The following is a 24,289-nucleotide window of genomic DNA, read 5'->3' as shown; positions in this document are numbered from 1 at the left end:
CGAACGGAGCCCGCGATGCCCTTCGCCCGCCTCGCCACCGCCACCACGCCGACGTGCCACATCGGCCTCGGCCTGGCCGCCGTCGGCCGTCCCGGCTACATCAACCTGGGCCGGGACGAGGACCTCGGGGAGAACCGCAGCGTCGACGCCCTGCGCGACCGCACCCATGAACTCCTCGACGCCGCCTACGCGCAGGGCGTGCGCTACTTCGACGTGGCCCGCTCCTACGGCCGTTCCGAGGAGTTCCTCGCCGACTGGCTGAACGCCCGCCCCGACATCGACGACGTGGTCGTCGGCAGCAAGTGGGGCTACACCTACACCGCCGGCTGGGCCACGGACGCCGAGAAGCACGAGGTGAAGGACCACGGCCTGGCGACCTACGAACGCCAGCGCGCCGAGACCGACGCGCTGCTCGGCGACCGGCTCGACCTCTACCAGATCCACTCGTTGACCCCGGACAGCCCGGCCCTCACCGACAAGGACCTGCACGCCAAGCTGGCGGAGGCGGCCGCCCGGGGCGTGAGCGTCGGCTTCTCCACCAGTGGCCCCGCCCAGGCCGACACCATCCGCGCCGCCCTCGCCATCACCGTCGACGGCGAGCCTCTCTTCCGTACCGTCCAGTCGACGTACAACCTCCTGGAGCACTCGGCCGCCCCTGCGCTCGCCGAAGCGCATGACGCCGGGCTCACCGTGATCGTCAAGGAGGGCATGGCCAACGGCCGGCTCGCCGCGCCGCATGCTCCGGAGATGCTGAGGGCCGTCGCCGGGGAGGCCTCCCTCGGCTGCGACGCCGTGGCGCTGGCCTGGATCCTGCGCCGGCCCTGGGCGGGCGTCGTCCTCTCCGGCGCGGCGACCGTCCCGCAGCTCTTCTCGAACCTGCACGCCCCCGCCGTCGACCTCGACGCGGACCAGATGACCCGCCTCGCCACGCTCGCCGAGGACCCGCGCGCCTACTGGGAGCATCGCGGACAGCTGCCCTGGCACTGATCCGACACCGTCTCTGACCAGCCTTTTTGAGTCACCCATGCCCATTGTGAGACATTAATGTCTCACGTGGGCTATTCTTGTCTCATGGCTTTGGACCGTGACCACGTGCTGCGCAGCGCGGCCGCCCTGCTGACCCGTAAGCCCACCGCGACCATGGACGAGGTCGCCAAGGCCGCCGGGATCAGCCGGGCCACGCTGCACCGCCACTTCGCCGGGCGCGACGCGCTCGTCCGGGCGCTGGAGGCGCTCGGTATCGCGGAGTGCGAGGCGGCCGTGGACCGTGCCCGGCCGGACGACGGGCCCGCCGGCGAGGCCGTCCGCAGACTCGTCGGCGAGATCCAGCCCGCCGCCGGACTCCTCGCCTTCCTCTACGGCGAGAGCCAGCTGTGGGAGGGCGACCGGCAGAACGACGGCTGGCAGCGGCTGGACGCCCGCATCGGCGCCCTGTTCCAACGCGGCCAGCGCGAGGGCGAGTTCCGCATCGACCTCACCCCTGTCTGGCTCACCGAGGCTCTGTACGGGCTGATCGCCTCGTGTGCCTGGGCCACCCTGGACGGCCGCGTGGCCGCCCGTGACTTCCCGACCATGGTCGCCGAGCTGTTGCTCGGCGGCGCCGTACGAAGAGAGGAACTATGACCAGCACCCTGCAGCCGACCGGTGCGACGGAGCTGGAGAAGCGCCCGGGCCGCTGGCTCGCGCTCTCCGTCCTCGTCCTGGCCGTGCTGCTGGTGGCCGTCGACGCCACCGTCCTCGGCCTGGCGACCCCCTACATCAGCGAGGACCTGAACCCCTCCGGCACCCAGCTCCTCTGGATCGGCGACGTCTACTCCTTCGTCATCGCCGGTCTGCTGGTCTCCATGGGCAGCCTCGGCGACCGCATCGGCCGCAAGCGCGTGCTGCTCCTCGGCGCCACCGCGTTCGGTGCGATCTCCGTCCTCAACGCCTATGCGACGACACCGGAGTTGATGATCCTGGCGCGGGCGCTGCTCGGTGTCGCGGGCGCGACCCTGATGCCCGCCACCCTCGCCCTGATCCGCAACCTCTTCCACGACCCGCGCGAGCGCAGCCTCGCCGTCGGCATCTGGGGCGCGACCGCCTCGGCCGGTACGGCGGTCGGCCCGATCGCGGGCGGGTTCCTGCTCGAACACTTCTGGTGGGGCTCGGTCTTCCTCATCAACCTGCCGGTGATGGCCGTCCTGGTCCTCGTCGGCATCCGCACCCTGCCCGAGTCCCGCAACCCGCACCCCGGCCCCTGGGACCTGGCCGGCGTCCTGCTGTCCCTGGTCGGCATGATCGGCGTCGTCTACGCGGTCAAGGAGGCGGCGACCCACGGCTTCACCTGGCCCACGCTCGCCGCGGGCCTGCTGGGCGCGGCCGCGCTCTACGGCTTCGTGCACCGGCAACTCACCGTGCCGGTGCCGTTGCTGGACATGCGGCTGTTCAGGCGGCGCGGCTTCAGCGGGGCGGTCCTCGCCGACCTGCTGACCGTGCTCGGCATGTCCGGCCTGGTGTTCTTCCTCTCCCAGTACCTGCAACTCGTCCAGGGCAGGCGTCCGTTCGAGGCGGGTCTCGCCGAGCTGCCCGCCGCCGTCGGCGCGGTGGTGGCCGGCCTGCTCGCGGGCCGCGCCGCCCGCCGCTTCTCGGTACGCACCGTGGTCTCCGGTGGTCTCGCCGCCGTGGGCCTCGCCCTGGCCGCGCTGACGACCCTGGGCGTGTCGACGGGCTACCCGGTCCTCGGCGCCGCACTCCTGGTCGTCGGCGTCGGGGCCGGGTTCTCCTTCACGGTGACGGCCGACGTGATCCTCTCCAGCGTGCCCAAGGAACAGGCGGGCGCCGCCTCGGCGGTCTCCGAGACGGCGTACGAACTGGGCGCGGCCCTGGGCATCGCCCTGCTGGGCTCGATCGTGACGGGCGTCTACCGTGACTTCACGGGCCCGGCGGGAACTCCGGCAGCGGCTCGTGAATCACTGGGCGCGGCAGCGGACGCGGCGGCGAAACTGCCCCCGCACACGGCCCAGCAGATGCTGGACGCCGCCCGCGAATCCTTCGTCCACGGCCTCCACCTGGCCTCGGGCGCGGGAGCGGTGGTCCTCCTGACCGCGGCTCTTGCGGCGTGGTTCCTGCTGAAGGGACAGAAACTGGAGAGCGCCGGGTGAGCCGAGAAACCCAGGGGGCGCGGGGAACTGCGCGAACGACCACAGCGCACCCCGCACCCGAAAGCCGGCCGAACTGCCAGTGGCGCTACGCGGCTTTGGCCTTCGTGGCATACATGTCCACGTACTCCTGCCCACCCAGCCGCATGACCTCGGCCATCACCGAGTCGGTCACGGCCCGCAGCACATAGCGGTCCCGGTCCATCCCGTCGTACCGCGAGAACTCCATCGGCTCACCGAAACGAACCGTCACCCGGCCGGGCCGCGGAATGCCGGAACCCCCCGGCTGCAGCTTGTCCGTGCCGATCATCGCGAACGGCACCACCGGCGCACCGGTCATCAGCGTCAGCCGCGCGATACCGGTGCGCCCCCGGTACAGCCGCCCGTCCGGCGACCTCGTGCCCTCGGGGTAGATCCCGAAGATCTTGCCCTCCTCCAGCACCCGGCGCCCGGTCATCAGCGCGGCGACGCCGCCGTGGCCGCCGTCGCGGTCCACCGGGATCATGCCGACGCCGGTGAAGAACCAGGCCATCAGCCGGCCCTTGAGGGTCTTGCCGGTGACGTACTCGTCCTTGCCGATGAAGTGCACCTGCCGCTTGGTGACCACCGGCAGCACGATCGAGTCGATGAACGTGAGGTGATTGCCCGCCAGGATCACCGGCCCGTCCCCGGGGATGTGCTCCACGCCCTCCACCTGTGGGCGGAACATCAGGCGCATGATCGGTCCGAGCACTGCCTTGATGAGCCGGAAGCGGGACAACGGGTCCTCCGATGTCGAGGGGCGTTATGAGTCTGTGCAGGTGAGGACATTACTCGCGGGCCCCTGCCGAACGCACATCGGGGAAGCCCGGTTCACTCAGGTCTTACGAAGTGTTGACGTGGGTTTACCGACGGTGTCCGCCCGGCGGCGCCCCGGCGGCCGGCCGGCACAGGTCACACGGCGTCACCCCGGTGTTCGGACGCAGGTCTCCCTTCGGTCATGACCACGCCCCTACGATCGGCCGGACCTCACGAGTTGACACGTGCCTCGGGGCCACACGGGCTCCACGGGCGGACGAAGACGGCAGGAGACGCCGATGGGCAGCGACCAGGCGAACGAGCAGACTCAGGACACCCGGACCCAGGGCACCGGACGGCGGGCGATCCTCGGCGCGGCCGTGTTCGGCGCGGGCGGGGCGGTCCTCGGACTGCCGGGCGCCGCGGCCGCGGCGCAGCCCCTCGGCGCGCGGCCCGCGGCCCGCGGCCTGAAGAGCCTGCCGGTGCCGACGATCATCGGCCACCGGGGCGCCAGCGGCTACCGCCCCGAGCACACCTTCGGCTCCTACGACCTGGCGCTGGACCTGGGTGCCGACGTGGTCGAGGCCGGTGACCTGGTGCCCACCAAGGACGGCCACCTCGTGTGCCGGCACGAGCCGGAGATCGGCGGCACCACCGACGTGGCCGACCATCCCGAGTTCGCCGGCCGCCGGACCACCAAGACGCTGGACGGGGTCGCCACCACCGGCTGGTTCACCGAGGACTTCACCCTCGCCGAGCTGAAGACGCTCCGCGCGATCGAGCGCATCCCGGCCAACCGGCCGCACAACACCCTCTACGACGGGCGCTGGGAGATCCCCACGTTCGAAGAGGTCCTGAAGTGGCAGGACGAGCAGACCCGCAAGCGCGGCAAGCAGGTCTGGATCTACCCCGAGACCAAGCACCCCACCTACTTCCGCCGGCTGGGCCTCGGCCTGGAGGAGCGGGTGGCGAAGCTCCTCGTCAAGTACGGCAAGGACGGCCGTAACGCGCCAGTCATCCTGCAGTCCTTCGAGCCCACCAGCATCCAGCGGCTGAACCAGCTCGTCGACAATCCGCTCGTCGTGCTGCTGTCCTCGGCCGACAGCCGCCCCTACGACCTCGTCGAGGCGGGCGACCCGCGCACGGTCGCCGACCTGATCACGCCCAAGGGGCTGCGCGAGCTCGCCGGTTACGCCCAGGGCATCGGCCCGACCCTGGACCTGGTGATACCGAAGAAGGCCGACGGCACCCTGGGCGAGCCGACCACGCTGGTCCGCGACGCACACAAGGTGGGCCTGGTCCTGCACCCCTACACCATGCGCAACGAGAACCCGTTCCTGCCGGCCGAGTACCGCAAGGGCAGCGCGGCCGACGCCTACGGTGACCCCTTCGGCGCGTTCAGGACGTACTTCGCGACCGGCATCGACGGCGTCTTCACCGACAACGCCGACACCGGCCTGCTCGCCCGCGCCGACTTCCTGGCCGGCTGAGCCGTGAGCCGGCCGGCAGGCGCCTGAGTCCCCGTCAACCGTTCGGCCCGTCGCGCCCCGTTCGGGCTGACTCCGCGCCGCTCCGGAAACCTGCTCGCGGGGCGGCGCGTCGTTCCGCATATGACGTACGACCTCGTAGCCACCCTGAGCCCGCTGCTCACCGCCGAGGCCTCGGCCGAGGCATATGCCGCCGGGAGCGAGCCGGGCGACCTGGAACAGGCCGTCTGGCTCCGGCTGCTGGAGCGGCTGGAGCGCGACGGGCCGCCGCCGGACCCCGCGGGCTGGCTGCGCAAGGCCGTCCGCGCCGAGGCCCGCCGCAGCCGCCGTACCACCCGGCGCGAACGTCCCTACGGCATCGAGCCGGCCGACGAAACCCGCCCCGGTCCCGAGCAGCTCGCCGTCACCGCCGCCCGGCACCGCGCCCTGCGCGAGGCGGTCCGCCGGCTGCCCGGCCGCTGCCCCCGGCTGATCGAGGCCCTGCTCTCCCCCCAGGACCTGACATACCGGGAGATCGCGGGGGAGTTGGGTATCTCACAGGGCAGCCTTGGCCCGGAACGCTCCAGATGTCTGGGATGTCTACGGCGTTTGCTCACGCCGGAGGTTGCGGTACGCGAAGCGCGGGGATAGGAGTGGGAACGACAGGTGATCAGGTGAGCGGGAGGCGTGCGCACATGGGCATGAGCGTGACCATCTCGGTGGCGACCGAGCAGGACGCGGAGCAGATCTTCAGGCTCCAGTACCTGTGCTTCCAGAGCGAGGCGGCGCTGTACGGCAATTACCGCATCGACCCGCTCGTCCAAACCCTGGACTCGGTCCGGACGGAAGTCGCCTCCGACTGCGTCTTCGTCGCCCGGCTCGGTGACGAGGTGGTCGGCTCCGTGCGCGGCAGGGTCACCGAGGACGGCGCGGCCGCCATCACCAAGCTCTGCGTCCACCCCCGCCTGCAGGGACACGGCATCGGCGCGCGGCTGCTGCGCTCCGCCGAGGCCGCGCTGGTGGAGGAGCGGGGCGCCACCAGGTTCCGCCTCTTCACGGGCTACCGCAGCGAGGGCAACCTCCGCCTCTACCGCCGCTCCGGCTACGAGACGGTCGGCCGCTCCAAGGGCGCGGACGGCGTCGAGCTGATCATCCTGGAGAAGCAGGCGGGGGCGTACGCCGCTACGGCGTGACGGTGTCGCGCGACTTCCGCAGCCAGTACATCGCGGAGATCGGCAGCAGCACGGGAATGAAGACGTACCCCATCCCGAAGTCGGACCAGACGGTCGCGTCCGGGAAGGCCGAGCTGTCGGCCACGGTCCACGTGCCGACGAGAAGCACACCCGCGAGTTCGGCGGCGCAGCACACCAGCGCCGCCCTGCGGGCGGTCTCTCCGCCCCGGACGAGTGAGTACGTGATGAACCCGTACACGACTCCCGCCACGGCCGACAGGGAGTAGGCCAGCGGCGCCCGCTGGAAGTCCGTCGCGATCTGGAACACCGAACGCGACACCGCGCCGACGACCATCACGCCGTAGAACCAGACGAGCAGCATGCCCGGCCCGCTGATCAGCCGGGCCGGCTTCTCCTGCACCGCCGTCACGTCAGCCTCCCCAGATGTCATAGAGCCGCACCTCCAGCACGGCCAGCACCACACCGCCGGCGGCTGCCGTCACCGAACCCCAGCGGGTCCGCTCGGCCAGCGACATCATCCCCGCCGCCGGCACACAGGCGAACGCTCCCAGCAGATACGCCACGAAGATCGTCGTACCCTGTTCCGGCTTCTCGCCCCGCGCCAGCTGCACGATCCCGATCACCAGCTGGAGCACGGCCAGGACCGACACCACGGCCATGCCGATGAAGTGCCAGTCCTTGGTCGGCTGGTCGCGGTACGCGGCCCAGCCGCACCACGCGGCGAGCAGCAGCGCGGCGATCCCGGTCACCAGCGTCAGGGCATTGAGCATGCGGAGACCTTATTACGGCCGAAACGGGCGCCGGCCGCCGACCCCGCCGTACGCCGTAGGGTCTAGACCATGACGATCCACGCACAGGCCCTCCTCTTCGACAACGACGGCACCCTCGTCTCCTCCCTCGACTCCGTCGAGCGCTGCTGGACCAGCTGGGCCCGGGAGTACGGGATCACGGCCGAGGACTTCGGGCGCGTGGAACTGCACGGGCGGCCCGCCGCCGAGATAGTCGCCGACCTGCTGCCCGCCCGCCTCGTGCCGGAAGCGGTCGCCCGGGTCGAGCAGTTGGAGGTCGAGGACGTGCCGGACGGAGGCGTACGGCTGCTGCCCGGCACGAGCGAGTTTCTGGCGAGTCTGCCCGCCGAGCGCTGGGCCGTCGTCACCTCGGCCACCCGGCGGCTGGCCGAGGCCCGGCTCGACGCCGTCGGCATCCTGCCCAAGACGCTGATCGCCGCCGACGACATCACGCGCGGCAAGCCCGACCCCGAGCCCTACCTCCTCGCCGCCCGGCAGCTGGGCGTCGACCCCGCCCGCTGCGTCGTCTTCGAGGACGCCCCGGCCGGGCTCCAGGCGGGCCGCGCCGCCGGGATGACCACCGTGGCGTTGGCCACAACCCACCGGGCCGAAGAGCTGGCCGCCGACCTCGTCGTGCGCGACCTGTCGGCCTTGTCCGCACTGGTCACCGACGCGGGCGTGGAGATCTCCGTCCGCGGCTGAGGCCCGGCCCCGCACTGTCCGCCGCTGTCCACCATACGGACGGCGGCGGCCGGTCAGGAGTGACCGTCTGCTTTACTTGCCGCATGACCACGACGAGCTGCCGCACCCCTGCGACCGAGGCGACCATGACGCCCGGTGCTCGTTGTATGTGTCGCCTGATGTGTCGAATGTGCGCCTTCTAGAGGGCCCCCGCATCAGCTGAGCCTCGCGCCCCGAAGCGAGAGCCGTGGCATGTCCGTGCGCCGTAGGCCGTACGGGACGCACGACCACCCGCCATGCCGAAACCGCATGCACCCGTGCCCGGGCACACCCACGCCCGCGCACTCGACAGTGACGGAAATCCTGTGATCACCACCTCGGGCCTGACCAAGGTCTACCGCTCCCGCGGCCGAGAAATCACCGCCCTCGACGGCGTCGATCTGCACGTCCGCGAAGGCGAGGTCTACGGCGTCATCGGCCAGTCCGGCGCCGGCAAGTCCTCTCTCATCCGCTGCGTCAACCTGCTGGAGCGCCCCACCTCCGGCACCGTGACCGTCGCCGGACAGGACCTCACCGCCCTGGCCGGCCGCGGCCCGCGCGCCGGCAGGGAACTGCGCCAGGCGCGCAGCCGCATCGGCATGGTCTTCCAGCACTTCAACCTGCTGTCCACACGGACCGTGCAGGACAACGTCGAGCTGCCGCTGGAGATCCTCGGCAGGTCCGGCAAGGAGCGCTCCCGCAAGGCGCTCGAACTCCTCGACCTGGTCGGCCTCGCCGACAAGGCCAAGGCCTTCCCCGCCCAGCTCTCCGGCGGCCAGAAGCAGCGCGTCGGCATCGCCCGCGCCCTGGCCGGCGACCCCAAGGTGCTGCTCTCCGACGAGGCCACCAGCGCCCTCGACCCGGAGACCACCCGCTCCATCCTCCAGCTGTTGCGTGACCTCAACCGTCGGCTCGGCCTGACCGTCCTGCTCATCACCCACGAGATGGACGTCGTGAAGTCGATCTGCGACTCCGCCGCCCTCATGGAGCGCGGCCGGATCGTGGAACACGGCACGGTCAGCGAACTGCTGGCCACCCCGGGTTCCGAACTGGCCGCGGCGCTGTTCCCGGTGAGCGGCGAGCGCACGGGCGACGACCGCACCGTCCTTGACGTCACCTTCCACGGCGACGCCGCCACCCAGCCGGTCATCTCCCAGCTGGCGCGCACCTACAACGTCGACATCTCGATCCTCGGCGCCGCCATCGACACCGTCGGCGGCCTCCAGATCGGCCGTATGCGCATCGAACTGCCCGGCCGCTACGAGGACAACGTGGTGCCGATCGGCTTCCTGCGCGAACGGGGCCTGCAGATCGACGTCGTCGGCCCCGAGGGCCAGGGCCAGGAGCCCGTGCTGGTGAAGGAAGGTGCCAAGTGACCTGGTCCGAGATGCAGCCGCTGCTGTCGCAGGCCTGTACCGACACGCTCACGATGGTGGTCTGGTCCACCCTCATAGCCGTCGCCGTGGGCCTGCCGTTCGGCGTCCTCCTCGTCCTCACCGACCGGGGCGGGCTGGTGCAGAACGTCGTCGTCAACAAGGTGATCGGCCAGATCGTGAACGTCGGCCGGTCGATGCCGTTCATCATCCTGATGGTCGCGCTGATGACCTTCACGCGCTGGGTCACCGGGACGACGATCGGGACGACCGCCGCGATCGTGCCGCTCGCCATCGGCGGCATCCCCTTCTTCGCGCGCCTGGTCGAGACAGCCGTCCGCGAGGTGGACAACGGTCTCGTCGAGGCCGTGCAGTCCATGGGCGGCAACACCTGGACGATCGTCCGCAAGGTCCTCGTCCCCGAGGCCCTGCCCTCGCTGATCGCCGGCACCACCACCACGGTCATCGCCCTCATCGGCTACTCCGCCATGGCCGGCACGGTCGGCGGCGGCGGCCTCGGCGACCTCGCCGTCCGCTACGGCTACCAGCGCTTCGAGACCCAGATGATGTGGATCACCGTCGCGATCCTCGCCGTCGCCATCTCCCTCATCCAGTTCGCCGGCGACTTCGCGGCCCGCTCCCTGTACCGCCGCGGTGCCCGCTCCGGCCCCGCGCCGAGGCTCCGCCTGCTGAAGGCGAAGGAGCCGGCGGCAGCCGACGTCAGCAAGGCCGCCTGAACAGTCCCCTGAGGACTCCCCCGAGTTCCCCCGCCCACCCATGGCGGGGTCGCACCACCCATAAGGAAAGGCACTTTTCGTGCGTAACACCGCCAAGCTCACCACCGCCGTCCTCGCCGCCGGAGCCCTCACCTTCGGGCTCTCCGCCTGCGGCTCCGGCAGCTCCTCCGGCTCCCACGACTACAGCGGCCCGCTGGTCGTCGCCGCGAGCCCGACCCCGCACGCCGAGATCCTCGACTTCGTCAAGAAGAACCTGGCGAAGAAGGCGGGCCTCGATCTGGAGGTCAAGGAGTTCACCGACTACATCGCGCCGAACACGGCGACCGAGGACGGCTCGGTGGGCGCCAACTACTTCCAGAACCAGCCGTACCTGGACGACTTCAACAAGAAGCACGGCACCCACATCGTGCCCGTCGTCACGGTGCACCTGGAGCCGCTCGGCCTGTACTCCCACAAGGTCAAGAAGGCCGACGCGCTGAAGAGCGGTGCGACCGTCGCCGTCCCGAACGACGCCGTCAACGAGGGCCGCGCCCTCAAGCTGCTCGCCGACAACGGGCTCATCACCCTCAAGCCCGGCACCGGCAACGAGGCCGTCCCCCAGGACATCGCGAAGAACCCCAAGCACCTCCAGTTCAAGGAGGTCGAGGCGGCCCAGACCCCGCGCTCCCTGGACGACGTGGACGCCGCCGTGGTGAACGGCAACTACGCCATCTCCGCCGGTCTCAAGCCCGCCAAGGACGCGATCCTGCTGGAGTCGACGAAGAACAACCCGTACGCCAACTTCCTCGCCGTGGAGAAGGGCAACGAGAACGACCCGCGCGTCAAGAAGCTCGCCAAGCTCCTCGTCTCGCCCGAGGTCAGGAAGTTCATCGAGGACAAGTACCAGGGCTCCGTCCTTCCGGTGACCCAGGGCTGACGGTCCGTCCGCGCCGCCGCGACCCGCACGGGGTCCGCTCCCGCATCGCCGCGGGAGTGGACCCCGTCGTGCGGTTGAGTGGTTTCATGCTGCATGCTGGGCAGTTCAGCAGGCCCGGCCCGGACGGTCCTGACGGTCTCTCAAGTCTTCCGAAGGTTACGGAGTGGCGCATGACTAGCACCTTCCCCAACATCTCCATCAGCACGGAGCGGTTGGTGCTGCGTCCCCTCGACGCGGACGACGCGCCCGCGCTGGCCGAGATGATGAACGACGAGCAGGTAGGCGCCTGGACCGCCGTTCCGCAGCCGTACGGCGAGGACCAGGCCCGCCACTGGATCACCCGCTACGCCCCCGCCGAACGCATCGCCGGCCGCGGCCTCGACCTCGCCGTCACGGAGTTCCTCACCCAGCGACTGGTCGGCATCGTCCAGCTCGCCCGGACCAACTGGCAGGTACGCTCCACGGAGATGTCGTACATCATCGCGCCCTGGGCCCGCGGCGAGGGCTACGCGTCCGAGGCCGCGCTCGCCACCGCGCACTGGCTCTTCGACGACCGGAAGTTCGAGCGCATCGAGCTGCGCACCGCCGCCGACAACACCGCCTCCCAGCAGGTCGCCCAGAAGATCGGCTGCGTCAGCGAGGGCGTCCTGCGCAACGCCTGCATAGTCCACGTCCGCGGCGACGACGACACCTGGAGCGACGTCCGCAGCGACTACATCGTCTGGAGCCTCCTCCCGGAGGACCTCGAAGGCGCCGACGAGCAGCTCGCCGACACCGGCGGATTCGCGACGTACGCCGACTGGAACTGACGTCCGGGCGGTGGGCGGGCTCGCCCCGACGCGCGTCCGACAGCTCCACCGGGTAGTCTCAACCAGCCCGACCATGGGCCCGTACCCCTGACGACCTGCGAAAACCTGGAGATTGACGACGATGGCCGACCGGGTGACGGTGATCGGCTGGGACGGCTCGCCACTGACCGCGACGGCACGCGCCGCGCTCGGCGCCGCCACGCTCGTGGCGGGCGCCGCCCACCATCTGGCCCTGTCCGAGGTCCCGCTCGCCGCCGAACGCATCCGCCTGGGCAGCGTCGCACTCGCCGCCCGTCGCATCGCCGCCCACCGCGGCACCGCCGTCGTGCTCGCCGACGGCGACCCCGGCTTCTTCGGCGTCGTGCGCACCCTGCGCGCCCCGGAGTACGGCCTGGAGGTCGAGGTCGTCCCCGCCGTCTCCTCCGTCGCCGCCGCCTTCGCCCGTGCCGGCATGCCCTGGGACGACGCCCAGGTCGTCGTCGCCCACCGGCGCACCCTGCGCCGCGCCGTGAACGTCTGCCGCGCCCACACCAAGGTCGCCGTCCTCACCTCGCCCGGCGCCGGACCCGCCGAACTCGGCCTGCTGCTCGACGGCGTCCACCGCACCTTCGTCATCTGCGAGGAACTCGGCACCGAACGCGAGCAGGTCAGCGTCGTCACCTCCGACAAGGCCGCCGACCACACCTGGCGCGACCCCAACGTCGTCATCGTCATCGGCGGGCCCGCCGCGGGAGGTGTCCCGGGGGAGAGCGGCGGCTGGATCGCCGGCCGCGACCCCGGCACCGGGCCGCGCGGCTGGGTCCAGCCCGACGAGTTCTACGTCGGCGGGCCCGAGGGCGGTCCCGGTGGCGAGCCCGGTCGAGGTCCCGGCGGTGGTCTGGGCGAGGGGGAGACGGAACTGCTGCGTGCCGCCCAACTCGCCCGGCTCGGGCCCCGGGTCGGCGACCTCGTCTGGGACATCGGCTGCGGCTCCGGAGCCTTCGCCGCCGAGGCCGCGCGCGCCGGAGCCGCGGTCATCGCCGTCGACCGGGACCAGGCGGCCTGCGTCCGCACCGACGCGGCCGCCCGCCGCTTCGGCGTGCAACTGCATGTGGTCCGGGGCACCGCCCCGCACGTGCTGGAGAACCTGCCCGAGCCCGATGTCGTACGGGTCGGCGGGGGCGGCGCGGCCGTCGTGTCCGCGGTCGCCGACCGGCGTCCGCAGCGCATCGTGACCCACGCCGCGACCCGCGACGCCGCCGAACTCGTCGGCCGTGACCTGACCGAGCACGGCTACCGGGTCGAGTGCGCCCTGCTCCAGTCCGTCGCCCTCGACACCCGCGCCTGGACCGAGACCGAGCGCAGCGTGGCTTTCCTGCTCAGCGGGGTGCTGCCGGATCGCGCCCCGTGATCCTGTTGTCGTACCGCGCGCGGTAGGCTGGCCGATCGTTGTACCGCACCGGGCGGCCCGGAACTTCGTTCGCCAATGTCCGGAAAGCGCGCCCGTTTTGGGGTGGGTGTGGTACTGCGGAACCGGAGGACGCGCAACGTGGCGCAGTCCACAGCGGACTGTGGCGGATCATGCTGTCGCGACGGCGCAACGGCCGGGACAATGCCACTGAATGGCTTTGTCGCCTTTTCCGGCGGGTCGTTCGTGCCGCTGGGCACGGACGCTCGTTCTTCACTGCGGGCGGTCGGTGCGCCGTTCCGCATGAGCTGGTCGTAGGAGAGCACTAACCGATGGGCGAGGGGTACGCATGACCGACACCGGCCAGGTCCCGGGCGAGGGACAGCCGGAGAGCGCAGGCATGGTGGAGCAGCCGGGCGTCGCCGCGCACGGTGCGTACACCTACCTCTCCGAAGCGCCCGCCGAGGACGAAGAGCTGCTGCTGCCCGGCGCCCAGGGCGCGTGGGGCAACGAGGTACCGCCGCCGGCTCCGGAGCCGGTCCTGGAAGCCGTGCACGAGCCGGGTCCGCACGAGACGGCCGGCCGCGACAGCGGTTCCGTGGACCTCAGCGGCGTCCGTCTGCCCGACCCGGCCCCGGTGTCCGCGCCGCAGGCCCCCGTCTTCTCCGCACCGCAGGATCCGCAGGCGGCCGCGCAGCCGCCGCGCCGCCCGCTGCACCTCGGCCCGCCGATCCCGGACGCCTCCGCCAGCCCGGTCCGCTCCCTCGCCGACCGCGGCCCGGCCGGCGCACCGGTGCGGCCCGCCCCGGCACCGGCCGGCCCCGAGTACCTCGACGCCCAGCAGCTGGGCGAGATGGCCCCGCAGAACGCGGCCCCCTGGGGTACGGCGCCCGTGCCGGCCCCCCAGCCGGTGCCCCAGGCGGGTGCACCGGCCCCGGCTGCGGAAACGGTTGATCCGGCGGTCGTCGCACCGGACGCCGGTGTCGCGGCGGATGCCGCCGTCGCGGTGGACGCGGAGGCCGGGACAGCGGTCCCGGTCGAGTCCGCGGCTCCGGCGAACGACGCCGTGCCCGCGGGTGCTGCCGTTGCGGTCGAGGCCGTGGTCCCGGCGGAAGCGACGGTTCCGGTGGAGGCCGCCGCTGTGGCCGCGGAGGGCGAGGTCGTTGCCGTGGAGGCCGCGGGTCACTCGGCCGGCGCCGACCAGGCCGCCGTCGCCCCGGTCCCGACGCAGGCGGCCGACGAAGCGCTCGCCGCCGCGCCGGTCGTGCACGGTCACGACGGTGTGCAGCCCGCGGCCGCCCACGACGGGGTCTACGTGGCTCCGGTCGTCGTCGCGGCTCCTGAGAAGGTCGAGGTCGCCGTGGTGGCACCGGAGAACGGCGCGGCCGAGCAGCCCCCCGCCGAGGCAGCACCCGTCGTCGCCGAGGCCGCGCCGCCCGCCGCCCCGGTCGACGCCGTGGTGGTGCAACTGCCCGAGGAGGTCCAGGCCGTCGAGGGCGCCGAGCCCGTACCGACCGTCGATGCGGCCCAGCCGGCCGCGGCCCCGGAGCAGGGCGCACAGGCGCAGGCCGCGCCGGTCGCCGAGGTCCCCGTTGCCACCGCCGTGCCCGGCGCGCCCGCCGTGCCTGCCGAGGCGGAGGCGGCTCCCGCCGTCGCCCCGGAAGCCGTCGCCCCGGCGCAGCCCGAACCCAGCACCCCCACCGCCGACGTCGTACCGCCCGTCGAGGCCGTACCGGCGCCCGAGCAGCCGCCCGCGCCCGCCGCCCCCGCACCCGCCGCCGGCGTTCCCGCGACGCCCGAGCCGCAGCCCTACCTGGCCCAGGGCCCGCAACTGGCCGAACCCGTCCCGCCCCGCGTGTCCGCCGCGCCCGAGGCCCAGGCGGTACCCGAGGCAGCGCAGCCGGCCGCGGAGCAGCAGGCCCAGCCCGCCGCCGTCGAGTCGCAGCCGCAGCCGCGGCCCGAGCCGGTGGCGCAGGACGTCGTCGCTCCCGAGCCGGTCGCCGTCGCCGAAGCGCCCGCCGCCCCGGCCGCCGCGGAGCCCGAGCCCGTCGGCGACGTCGCCGAGCCGCAGGTCCACGTCCAGGTCCCGGCCGCCACCGAGGCCGAGCCGGCCGAGCCGCTGCCCTCGCACGTGCCGGCGGAGCCGCAGCCGGAGCAGCCGCTCGGACAGTTCGTGCCCGTCGACGGGCAGGTGCCCACCACCCCGCACCTGGCGCCGACCCCGCCGCACGCCCTCGTCCTGCCCACGGAAGAGCCGGAGCGGCCGGTGGCCACGGTGCCCGCACCGCGCGAGGGCGGCCAGGCGCTCGCACCGGCGGCGCCGGCCGCGGGGCAGGCCCCCGATGTCGTACAGCACGCGGAGGACCTCCGGACCAGGGCCGCCGACCAGGAAGAAGAGGGCGGAGAAGAGGGCACGGCCGCAGTGGCGGAAGCACGACAGCCCGCCGGCCCGGCCGCGCCCGGCTACGACGACGCCGACCGCGAGGCCGTCCTGAAGGTGATGCGCGAACGGCGCGACATCCGCAACGGCTTCCGCAGCGACCCCATCCCGCACGAGGTGCTGCTGCGCGTCCTGGAGGCCGCCCACACGGCGCCCTCCGTGGGCCACTCGCAGCCCTGGGACTTCGTCGTCATCCGCTCCGCCGACACCCGGCGGACGATGCACGAACTGGCGATGCGGCAGCGCGACGCCTACGCCAAGTCGCTGCCGAAGGGCCGGGCCAAGCAGTTCAAGGAACTGAAGATCGAGGCCATCCTCGACACCCCGGTCAACATCGTCGTCACCGCAGACCCCACCCGGGGCGGCCGCCACACCCTCGGCCGTCACACGCAGCCGCAGATGGCGCCCTACTCCTCGGCGCTCGCGGTGGAGAACCTCTGGCTCGCCGCCCGTGCCGAAGGCCTCGGCGTCGGCTGGGTCAGCTTCTTCGACGAGCGGGAGATGGTCCGCGCGCTCGGCCTGCCCGAGCACCTGGAGGTCGTCGCGTACCTGTGTGTCGGGTACGTCGACGAGTTCCCGGACGAGCCCGAGCTGATGCAGGCCGGCTGGTCCAAGCGACGCCCGCTGTCCTGGGTGGTGCACGAGGAGACGTACGGCCGCCGCGCCCTGCCCGGAGAGGAACCCCACGACCTGCTTGCCGAGACCGTCGCCCAGATCCGCCCGCTCGACGCCAAGGCCCTCGGCGAGGCCTGGGAGCGCCAGAAGCGCATGACCAAGCCGGCCGGCGCGCTCGGCATGCTGGAGATCATCTCCGCGCAGTTGTCCGGGCTGTCCCGGCAGTGCCCGCCGCCGATCCCGGAGCCCGCTGCCGTCGCCATCTTCGCCGGCGACCACGGGGTGCACGCCCAGGGCGTCACCCCCTGGCCGCAGGAGGTCACCGCCCAGATGGTGGCCAACTTCCTCGGCGGGGGAGCGGTCTGCAACGCCTTCGCGGCCCAGGTCGGCGCCGAGGTGTGCGTCGTGGACGTCGGTGTCGCCGCCGACCTGCCCGCCACGCCCGGCCTGCTGCCCCGCAAGATCCGGGGCGGCACGTCCGACATGACCACCGGCCCCGCGATGACCCGCGAGGAGGCGAAGGCGGCCATCGAGGTCGGCATCGAGACCGCTCGCGACCTGGTCGCGGCCGGCAACAAGGCGCTGCTCACCGGTGAGATGGGCATCGCGAACACGACCGCGTCCGCCGCGCTGATCTCGGTCTACACCGGCGCCGATCCGGCGGAGGTCACGGGCCGTGGCACGGGCATCAACGACGAGACGCTGGCCCGCAAAACCGAGGTCGTGCGCCGGGCGCTGGAACTCCACCAGCCGGACCCGGCCGACCCGCTCGGCGTCCTCGCGGCCCTCGGCGGCTTCGAGCACGCGGCCATGGTCGGCCTCCTCCTCGGCGGCGCCTCGCTGCGTACGCCGGTGATCCTGGACGGCGTCAGCGCCGGCGCCGCGGCCCTGGTCGCCCGCGCCATCGCCCCCGAGGTGCTCGCGGCCTGCATCGCGGGCCACCGCAGCGCCGAACCGGGCCACGTGGCCGCCCTCAACAAGCTGGGCCTGCGCCCCCTGGTCGACCTCGACCTGCGCCTCGGCGAGGGTACGGGTGCCCTCCTGGCCCTCCCGCTGGTCCAGAGCACGGCCCGGGCGATGCACGAGGTGGCGACGTTCGACTCGGCAGGGGTCACCGAGAAGTAGGCGGCACGGCACGGGCGGTCCGGTGTTCAACTGCCGGACCGCCCGTGCCCGCTGTCCCGCGCACAGCTAAAATCGCACGTCAGGGCCGCTCCGAAGGTGCAGCGGGCCCCCACCGCACAGCTGCACGAGGAGCCGCCCCTCATGGCCGAACACCCCGCCTACCCCGTAGGCCTCCGCCTTTCCGGCCGCCGCGTGGTCGTCCTCGGCGGCGGTCAGGTGGCCCAGCGCCGCCTGCCCGCGCTCATCGCGGCGGGCGCGGATGTCACCGTCGTCTCGCCGGCGGCGACCCCCTCGGTCGAGGCCATGGCGGACGCGGGCGAGATCACCTGGGAGCGGCGGCCCTACACCGACGGCGACCTCGCCGAAGCCTGGTACGCCCTCATCGCCACGAGCGACCCGGAGGCCAACTCCGCCGCCTCCGCCGAGGCCGAGCGCCACCGTGTCTGGTGCGTCCGCTCCGACGACGCCGACCGGGCGACCGCCTGGACCCCGGCGACCGGTCACAGCGAGGGCGTCACGGTCGCCGTACTCACCACGGACGCGCGCGGCCGCGACCCCCGGCACACCGCCGCCATCCGCGACGCGGTGGTGGAAGGCCTGCGCGACGGCACCCTGGTGGCACCGCACCACCGCACCCGTACGCCCGGCGTCGCCCTGGTCGGCGGCGGCCCCGGCGACCCCGACCTGATCACGGTCCGCGGGCGCCGCCTGCTCGCCGAGGCGGACGTCGTCATCGCCGACCGGCTCGGCCCGCGCGACCTGCTCGCCGAACTCCCGCCGCACGTCGAGGTGATCGACGCGGCGAAGATCCCGTACGGCCGTTACATGGCCCAGGAAGCCATCAACAACGCGCTGATCGAGCACGCCAAGCAGGGCAAGTCGGTCGTCCGGCTCAAGGGCGGCGACCCGTTCGTCTTCGGCCGGGGCATGGAGGAGGTCCAGGCGCTCGCCGAGGCCGGCATCCCGTGCACCGTCGTCCCCGGTATCTCCAGCTCGATCTCGGTGCCCGGCGCGGCCGGCATCCCGGTCACCCACCGGGGCGTCGCCCACGAGTTCACGGTCGTCAGCGGCCATGTGGCTCCCGACGACGAGCGTTCCCTTGCTGACTGGCCGTCGCTGGCGAAGCTCACCGGCACGCTCGTGATCCTGATGGGCGTCGACAAGATCGGGAAGATCGCCGAGACGCTCGTCGCGCACGGCAAGTCCCCCGACACCCCCGTCGCGCTGGTCCAGGAAGGCACGACGGCCGCGCAGCGCCGCGTCGACGCCACCCTCGCCACGGTCGCCGAGACCGTGCGTGCCGAGGAGGTGAAGCCGCCGGCGGTCATCGTCATCGGCGAGGTCGTGACGGTCGGCCCCTCGCCGGCCTGCTGACCATGTATGGCTCGATCACGCGTAACCCGGGGTAACGCACCCCGCCCCAGCCGTTGGCAGCACCTCCAGGACAAGGCAGTATCACCCTGTGGCCTCTCTCATCACCGTCGAGGATCCCGACGACCCGCGTCTCGCCGACTACACCGGGCTGACCGACGTCGAACTGCGCCGCAAGCGCGAGCCCGCCGAAGGCCTGTTCATCGCCGAGGGCGAGAAGGTCATCCGCCGGGCCAAGGAAGCGGGCTACGAGATGCGCTCCATGCTGCTCTCGGCCAAGTGGATCGACGTCATGCGCGACGTCATCGACGAACTGCCCGCCCCGGTCTACGCCGTGAGCCCCGAACTCGCCGAACAGGTCACCGGCTACCACGTGCACCGCGGCGCCCTCGCCTCCATGCAGCGCAAGCCGCTGCCCACGGCCGGCGAACTGCTGCGCTCCGCGCGCCGGGTCGTGGTCATGGAGTCGGTGAACGACCACACGAACATCGGCGCGATCTTCAGATCGGCCGCGGCGCTCGGCATGGACGCCGTCCTGCTGTCGCCCGACTGCGCCGACCCGTTGTACCGGCGGAGCGTCAAGGTCTCGATGGGCGCGGTGTTCTCGGTGCCGTACGCCCGGCTGGAGACCTGGCCCAAGGGCCTGGAGTCGGTCCGCGAGGCCGGCTTCACGCTCCTCGCGCTCACCCCGGACGACAAGGCCCGCTCCCTCGACGAGGCGGCCCCCCACACGATGGACCGGGTGGCCCTGATGCTCGGCGCCGAGGGGGACGGGCTCTCCACACAGGCTCTGGTCGCCGCCGACGAATGGGTGCGCATCCCCATGTCCCACGGCGTCGACTCGCTGAACGTGGGCGCGGCCGCGGCGGTGGCGTTCTACGCGGTGGCGACCGGCCGCCCGCAGTCCTGACGGCCGCTCCGGCCGAGGCTCACCGCCGGGCGCCTACGGCCGGGCGCTCACCGGCCGGCGTCCGGGTCCGGAGCCGCTCCGTACCGCGGAGCCGTCTCGTCCCGGTCCGCGGCCGGGCCCCCGGCCTGCGGCTGCTGCCGTAGCTGCTGCGCGTGCTGCCCGTCGCCGTCGCCGAGTCCGCGCGCCGGACCCTGGCAGCCCTGCGCCAGCGCGATCCCGAGCGCCACGAGCAGCGTCACCACGACGAACACGAACAGCCGCTGCCGCAGCAGCCGCGGATTGGCCGGCCGCCGCCCGGTCCCCGTAGCGCGCGGCCCCGGCCGCCCGGTACCGCTGCGCGGAGCGGGCCGGCCACCGCCGGAGCGCGGGACCCCGCCGCGCGGCGCCGGTGTCGGACGAGCCGTACGCGGCTGCGCCCCGGCCCCCGCACCGCGCGCGCTGCCGCCGTTGCGCGAGGGCGCCCCGTTCCGCGGCGGCACACCGCCGCCCCGGGAGGGGACGCCGCCGCGCGGCGCCGGGGTACCGGCGGCCGGGCGCCGCTGGGTCTGCTGCTGCTCGGGATAGGTGTCGACGAGCCGGCCCGTGGGCCGGTCCGCCTCCGCGGCGCGCGGCGCGGGCGGCCGTACGCCGGCCTCCATGCCATGTGCCTCACGGGCGGCGATCTCCTTCAGCCGCAGCGACAGCTGGAGCGTGCTCGGCCGGTCCTCGGGGTCCTTCGCCAGACAGGCCCGCACCAGTGGCGCGAGCGCGTCCGGCACGCCGAACAGCTGCGGCTCCTCGTGCACGACCCGGTACAGCATCACCTCGGAACTGCCCTGTCCGAAGGGGGAGTCACCGGTGGAGGCGTAGGCGAGGGTCGCGCCCAGCGAGAAGACGTCGGTCGCCGGGGTGACGGCCGCGCCGCGCACCTGCTCCGGCGCGAGGAAGCCGGGGGAGCCGACGGCCGTGCCGACGTGCGTGAGGGTGGAGGCACCGGTGGCCCAGGCGATGCCGAAGTCGATGATCCGCGGCCCCTTCGGGGACAGCAGGATGTTGGAGGGCTTCAGGTCCCGGTGCACGACCCCGGCCTCGTGCACCGCGACCAGGCCCTCGGACAGGGCCGCGCCGATAGCGGCGGCGTCGGCCGCGACGAGCGGGCCCTCGTCGGCGACCTTGTCGTGCAGGGAGGGGCCGGGCACGTACTGGGTGGCGAACCAGGGGCGCTCGGCCTCCAGGTCGGCGGCGACCAGCCGGGCCGTACAGCCGCCCCGGATGCGCCGGGCGGCCGAGACCTCACGGGCGAACCGCGACCGGAACTCCTGATCCTCCGCCAGATCGGGCCGGATCACCTTCAGCGCGACGCGCTGCCCCTTCTTGTCGGAGCCGAGGTAGACCACACCCATGCCCCCCGCGCCGAGCCGTCGGTGCAGCCTGAACGAGCCGACGACGCGCGGGTCCTCGCGCCTCAGGCGCATCATCGCCATGTTCATCCCCGCTGCCCGGCCTCTGTGACGTGGCACAGCTTACGTTTCCACGGCCGTCGGCGCGCAGAGGCCGCGCCCTCCGGCCCGAACGGATTGTGCCGACCGTCCGCCTGATGTGAGACGGGGTCAGCACCCCCGGCCGGGCAGCGCCCTTGAGCGGCCCGGGCGCTCAACCGGCAATCGGGACAAGGGGGTTGAAGCGGCACCGGGGCAGCCCGCACCGTTCGGTGAACCCGCCGGACGCCCACCACGCACCGACCGGTCAACCGCCGACCGGGCGGACGGCGGGACGCGCGCGACAACCCTCCCGCCTGTCGTCCGAGTGATCGAAGTCACTCCTTCTGCACCCGGATGCTCCGGAAATGACGGGATACGGCGGACGTCCCCTCCGGGAAGACCCCGAGACCCGCCCCGCTGTCTCCACCCTGGGGAGTACTCCCCAGGTCACGGCTCATCCTCCGGGAGGCCCGGCAATCGGTACGAGGGCATGACGCCCGCAGTGGGCCGCGCGCCTAGATTTGTGGACAAGCGGCGGGTGCAGCACTCGTCCCCCGAGGTCAGACACCCGCCGCTCCGAGAAGAACACAAGACGGTCAGGAGAGGGACCATGGCCCACACGGCACCGCGGCGCACGTCGTTCGCACCCCGTCGTACGGGCCGTCGCCACCCGCTGGTGGCGACGCTCATGGCCCTTCCCCTGGCGGCCCTGCTCCTGCTCGTCTTCGACGGCTGGGAGACGGTGGCCACACAGGCGTCGTCCGTGGGTGCGATGCTGGGGCGCTGAGCGGCGACCCAGGCCCGGAAGAGCGGTCCGGGCGGGGACATCCATCCAGGAAACCCCGTGGGGACGGGGGTGCGGCGGACGGCACGAATGCCGGCGCAGCTGGGGAGCTGCGCCGGCATTGCGCCGTTCCGGGACGGGTCTCGCACGTACGTCTACGATCCGCCCGCCGGAGGAGTCGGCCGAGGCAGCGCACGCCAGTGGCGCTGATCCGGGCCGGTCGCGCGGGCCATCAAGGCAGGGAGGACGGTGGTGACGGCTCGCGCCGCACATCCCGCCGACGCCCGCCCGCGCCACCGTCGTACGCTCCCCCCACACCCCGATCCCCCGAGGCCCCCTTGACTCTCCTTCCCGCGCTCACCGCCGAGGTCAGGGCCGTCGCGCACCCGGATCGCGGCGCCGCCGACTGCGCCTGCGCCACCCCCGCCCCCCTGGCCGACCGCCCCGACGCGACCGTCGTCCGGCACGGCGGCACCGTCGCGAAGGCCCACGCCCCCGGCACCGACCCCGCCGGACTGACACCCCGCCTCGCGCTGGCCGCGCGGCTGTCGGACGTCTTCCTGCTCCCGCTCACGCCGGTCCCCGCCCCCCTGCACGACCGCCTCGTCACCTTCTGGCCGTACGGCACCCCCGTGGACCCCGACGACCCCGACGCGGCCCCCTGGGAAGCCACGGCCACCCTCCTCGCCCGCCTGCACCGCACACCCCCACCCGACGGTCTGCCCCCGATGCGCGGCCCCGCCAAGGCCGCCCGAGCCATCCACCGACTCCACGCGGCCCTGGCCCGCGGAGCCGGAGATCATGTCGAAGCCGCAGAGCGCGCCGCCCCGCGTCCCGAAGCCGCCGCACCCGTCCTCGCCGCCTGGGCGGGTCTTCCCGGCTGGGCGCGTGCCGAAGCCCCCATGCCGGGTCCCGCCGCCCTCTGCCACGGCGACCTGCACCTCGGCCAGCTCGTCCGGCACCCGGCGCCGGACGGTTCCTGGCGGCTGATAGACGTCGACGACCTCGGTGCCGGCGCCGCGGCCTGGGACCTCGCACGGCCCGCCGCCTGGTACGCCTGCGGGCTTCTTCCGCCCGACGCGTGGGTCCGCTTCCTCGGCGCGTACCGGCGGGCCGGGGGACCGGCCGTACCGGCGAGCGGTGACCCCTGGTCCGCGCTGGACGTCCCGGCGCGTGCGCTCACCGTGCAGTCGGCGGCCCTCGCCCTCACGAAGGCGTTCGACGGAAACCGCGCGCCGGACGAGATCGAGCAGGCACTGATCGACGCATGTGCCCGAATGGTGCCGATCCCACACCAGTTGGCGCTCCGGCGCCTGAACTAGGCTGCAACCGCCCGGGACCACACGGAGTCTGTCCCGGGGAAACACCAAGCGGGATCGACCGGCGAGGAGTTGAGCCGACGATGCATTGTCCGAAGTGCCATGCGCCGATGCACACCTACAACCGCAGCGGCGTCCAGATCGAGCAGTGCAGCGGCTGCCGCGGCATCTTCCTCGACTACGGCGAGCTGGAGGCGCTGACCCAGATGGAGGCCCAGTGGCCCAAGCCCGCTCCGCAGGGCTACCCGGCCCCGCCCGCCCCGCAGGCGTACCCGGCGCCGCCGGCGCCCGCCTGGGGTGCCCCGCACGGCGGTCACCACGGCGGCCACGGACATCACGATCACCATGACCACCACCACAAGAGCTGGGCCCACATGCTCTTCTCCAGCTGAGCAGGGCGGGCGTACGAAGAAGCCCCCGGCCGTACGAGACGGCCGGGGGCTTCTTCGGTGTGTGGACGATACTGGGATTGAACCAGTGACCTCTTCCGTGTCAGGGAAGCGCTCTCCCGCTGAGCTAATCGTCCGCAGGCTGTGACGCGAGGGTCACAGTCGGTGCGCGATACTGGGATTGAACCAGTGACCTCTTCCGTGTCAGGGAAGCGCTCTCCCGCTGAGCTAATCGCGCGGGGAGGATCTTCGAGAAGATCCGCAGGATCTCCGGGGAGACCCAGTGGACGATACTGGGATTGAACCAGTGACCTCTTCCGTGTCAGGGAAGCGCTCTCCCGCTGAGCTAATCGTCCTTGGAGGTGGAGACGGGATTTGAACCCGTGTAGACGGCTTTGCAGGCCGTTGCCTCGCCTCTCGGCCACTCCACCAGGAGTGTAGGGGATCGGGATGACCCCTTCTTCCTTCGAGCGGACGACGAGGCTCGAACTCGCGACCTCAACCTTGGCAAGGTTGCGCTCTACCAACTGAGCTACGTCCGCCTGTCGTTTCGGTCCGCTTCCGCGTCCC

At 72.7% G+C, this 24,289-nt stretch carries 22 protein-coding genes and 5 tRNA genes; 18 read left to right on the top strand and 9 right to left on the bottom strand.

All coding sequences use genetic code 11. The features are described from left to right. Positions 1-15 precede the first annotated feature (15 nt). From BIV25_RS40385 to BIV25_RS40375, 3 genes are all read left to right on the top strand, one after another. Positions 16-987: an aldo/keto reductase gene (locus BIV25_RS40385; protein ID WP_071377548.1), complete on the top strand. Its 972-nt coding sequence runs from the start codon at positions 16-18 to the stop codon at positions 985-987. Between the two features lie 84 nt (positions 988-1,071). Next, complete coding sequence (locus BIV25_RS40380) at positions 1,072-1,623, top strand: TetR/AcrR family transcriptional regulator (RefSeq protein WP_071377547.1); 552 nt, start codon at positions 1,072-1,074, stop codon at positions 1,621-1,623. After that, entirely contained in the window at positions 1,620-3,143 is a 1,524-nt protein-coding gene (locus BIV25_RS40375; protein ID WP_071377546.1) for an MFS transporter, read from the top strand. The genes BIV25_RS40380 and BIV25_RS40375 overlap by 4 nt, the downstream gene beginning before the upstream one ends. An 85-nt stretch (positions 3,144-3,228) precedes the next feature. Here the strand turns inward: BIV25_RS40375 and BIV25_RS40370 are convergent, their stop codons facing one another. Next, complete coding sequence (locus BIV25_RS40370) at positions 3,229-3,900, bottom strand: 1-acyl-sn-glycerol-3-phosphate acyltransferase (protein ID WP_071377545.1); 672 nt, start codon at positions 3,898-3,900, stop codon at positions 3,229-3,231. Positions 3,901-4,216: 316 nt separating this feature from the next. Between BIV25_RS40370 and BIV25_RS40365 the strand changes: the two genes are divergently transcribed. From BIV25_RS40365 to BIV25_RS40355, 3 genes are all read left to right on the top strand, one after another. Beyond that, a complete protein-coding gene (locus BIV25_RS40365; RefSeq protein WP_071377544.1) occupies positions 4,217-5,407 on the top strand; it encodes a glycerophosphodiester phosphodiesterase in 1,191 nt (396 codons plus the stop codon). A 120-nt stretch (positions 5,408-5,527) separates the two neighbouring features. Next, entirely contained in the window at positions 5,528-6,034 is a 507-nt protein-coding gene (locus BIV25_RS40360; RefSeq protein WP_071377543.1) for an RNA polymerase sigma factor, read from the top strand. Between the two features lie 44 nt (positions 6,035-6,078). Then, complete coding sequence (locus tag BIV25_RS40355; protein ID WP_071377542.1) at positions 6,079-6,576, top strand: GNAT family N-acetyltransferase; 498 nt, start codon at positions 6,079-6,081, stop codon at positions 6,574-6,576. Here the strand turns inward: BIV25_RS40355 and BIV25_RS40350 are convergent. Continuing rightward, positions 6,566-7,006, bottom strand: coding sequence for a hypothetical protein (locus tag BIV25_RS40350; protein WP_177235596.1), 441 nt, complete (start codon positions 7,004-7,006; stop codon positions 6,566-6,568). The genes BIV25_RS40355 and BIV25_RS40350 overlap by 11 nt on opposite strands. Then, on the bottom strand, positions 6,987-7,346 hold the full coding sequence (locus tag BIV25_RS40345) for a hypothetical protein (protein ID WP_071377540.1): 360 nt from the start codon (positions 7,344-7,346) through the stop codon (positions 6,987-6,989). The genes BIV25_RS40350 and BIV25_RS40345 overlap by 20 nt, the downstream gene beginning before the upstream one ends. 69 nt (positions 7,347-7,415) lie before the next feature. On the opposite strand from BIV25_RS40345, the gene BIV25_RS40340 reads away from it, so the two are divergent. The 9 genes from BIV25_RS40340 to BIV25_RS40300 all read left to right on the top strand — a co-directional run bounded on the left by BIV25_RS40340 (position 7,416) and on the right by BIV25_RS40300 (position 19,767). Further along, the gene (locus BIV25_RS40340; RefSeq protein ID WP_071377539.1) at positions 7,416-8,066 is read left to right on the top strand and encodes an HAD family hydrolase; all 651 of its coding nucleotides are present in this window, start codon (positions 7,416-7,418) and stop codon (positions 8,064-8,066) included. A 344-nt stretch (positions 8,067-8,410) separates the two neighbouring features. After that, complete coding sequence (locus BIV25_RS40335) at positions 8,411-9,460, top strand: methionine ABC transporter ATP-binding protein (protein ID WP_071377538.1); 1,050 nt, start codon at positions 8,411-8,413, stop codon at positions 9,458-9,460. Next, positions 9,457-10,194, top strand: a complete 738-nt coding sequence (locus BIV25_RS40330) for a methionine ABC transporter permease (RefSeq protein ID WP_071377537.1) — start codon at positions 9,457-9,459, stop codon at positions 10,192-10,194. The genes BIV25_RS40335 and BIV25_RS40330 overlap by 4 nt, the downstream gene beginning before the upstream one ends. A 79-nt stretch (positions 10,195-10,273) precedes the next feature. Then, a complete protein-coding gene (locus tag BIV25_RS40325; RefSeq protein WP_071377536.1) occupies positions 10,274-11,110 on the top strand; it encodes a MetQ/NlpA family ABC transporter substrate-binding protein in 837 nt (278 codons plus the stop codon). A 170-nt stretch (positions 11,111-11,280) separates the two neighbouring features. Continuing rightward, complete coding sequence (locus BIV25_RS40320) at positions 11,281-11,919, top strand: GNAT family N-acetyltransferase (protein WP_071377535.1); 639 nt, start codon at positions 11,281-11,283, stop codon at positions 11,917-11,919. A 121-nt stretch (positions 11,920-12,040) separates the two neighbouring features. Then, complete coding sequence (gene cbiE, locus BIV25_RS40315) at positions 12,041-13,309, top strand: precorrin-6y C5,15-methyltransferase (decarboxylating) subunit CbiE (protein WP_071377534.1); 1,269 nt, start codon at positions 12,041-12,043, stop codon at positions 13,307-13,309. A 346-nt stretch (positions 13,310-13,655) separates the two neighbouring features. Continuing rightward, entirely contained in the window at positions 13,656-17,486 is a 3,831-nt protein-coding gene (gene cobT, locus BIV25_RS40310) for a nicotinate-nucleotide--dimethylbenzimidazole phosphoribosyltransferase (protein ID WP_071377533.1), read from the top strand. A 141-nt stretch (positions 17,487-17,627) separates the two neighbouring features. Then, positions 17,628-18,860 (top strand): uroporphyrinogen-III C-methyltransferase, encoded by a 1,233-nt coding sequence (gene cobA / locus BIV25_RS40305; protein ID WP_071377532.1) that lies wholly within the window; start codon positions 17,628-17,630, stop codon positions 18,858-18,860. Positions 18,861-18,948: 88 nt separating this feature from the next. After that, positions 18,949-19,767, top strand: coding sequence for an RNA methyltransferase (locus BIV25_RS40300; RefSeq protein ID WP_071377531.1), 819 nt, complete (start codon positions 18,949-18,951; stop codon positions 19,765-19,767). Between the two features lie 47 nt (positions 19,768-19,814). Here the strand turns inward: BIV25_RS40300 and BIV25_RS40295 are convergent, their stop codons facing one another. Beyond that, positions 19,815-21,236, bottom strand: a complete 1,422-nt coding sequence (locus BIV25_RS40295) for a serine/threonine protein kinase (RefSeq protein WP_071377530.1) — start codon at positions 21,234-21,236, stop codon at positions 19,815-19,817. 601 nt (positions 21,237-21,837) lie between these two features. On the opposite strand from BIV25_RS40295, the gene BIV25_RS51745 reads away from it, so the two are divergent. The 3 genes from BIV25_RS51745 to BIV25_RS40285 all read left to right on the top strand — a co-directional run bounded on the left by BIV25_RS51745 (position 21,838) and on the right by BIV25_RS40285 (position 23,722). Beyond that, entirely contained in the window at positions 21,838-22,014 is a 177-nt protein-coding gene (locus tag BIV25_RS51745) for a hypothetical protein (RefSeq protein ID WP_177235595.1), read from the top strand. 335 nt (positions 22,015-22,349) lie between these two features. Beyond that, complete coding sequence (locus tag BIV25_RS40290; RefSeq protein ID WP_071377529.1) at positions 22,350-23,333, top strand: phosphotransferase family protein; 984 nt, start codon at positions 22,350-22,352, stop codon at positions 23,331-23,333. An 80-nt stretch (positions 23,334-23,413) separates the two neighbouring features. Further along, positions 23,414-23,722, top strand: a complete 309-nt coding sequence (locus tag BIV25_RS40285; protein WP_079177199.1) for a zf-TFIIB domain-containing protein — start codon at positions 23,414-23,416, stop codon at positions 23,720-23,722. Positions 23,723-23,784: 62 nt separating this feature from the next. Here the strand turns inward: BIV25_RS40285 and BIV25_RS40280 are convergent. The 5 genes from BIV25_RS40280 to BIV25_RS40260 form a co-directional block, all read right to left on the bottom strand. Beyond that, positions 23,785-23,856 (bottom strand) — tRNA-Val (locus BIV25_RS40280). A 29-nt stretch (positions 23,857-23,885) separates the two neighbouring features. Further along, positions 23,886-23,957 (bottom strand) — tRNA-Val (locus tag BIV25_RS40275). 46 nt (positions 23,958-24,003) lie between these two features. Beyond that, positions 24,004-24,075: transfer RNA gene (locus BIV25_RS40270), tRNA-Val, on the bottom strand. A 1-nt stretch (position 24,076) separates the two neighbouring features. Continuing rightward, positions 24,077-24,150: transfer RNA gene (locus tag BIV25_RS40265), tRNA-Cys, on the bottom strand. A 38-nt stretch (positions 24,151-24,188) separates the two neighbouring features. Beyond that, positions 24,189-24,261 (bottom strand) — tRNA-Gly (locus BIV25_RS40260). Between the last annotated feature and the right edge of the window lie 28 nt (positions 24,262-24,289).

Origin of the sequence: Streptomyces sp. MUSC 14 (assembly GCF_001866675.1) — a bacterium.
In the GTDB taxonomy this organism is placed as follows: domain Bacteria; phylum Actinomycetota; class Actinomycetes; order Streptomycetales; family Streptomycetaceae; genus Streptomyces.
This window is presented reverse-complemented; position numbering and strand designations above follow the sequence as displayed.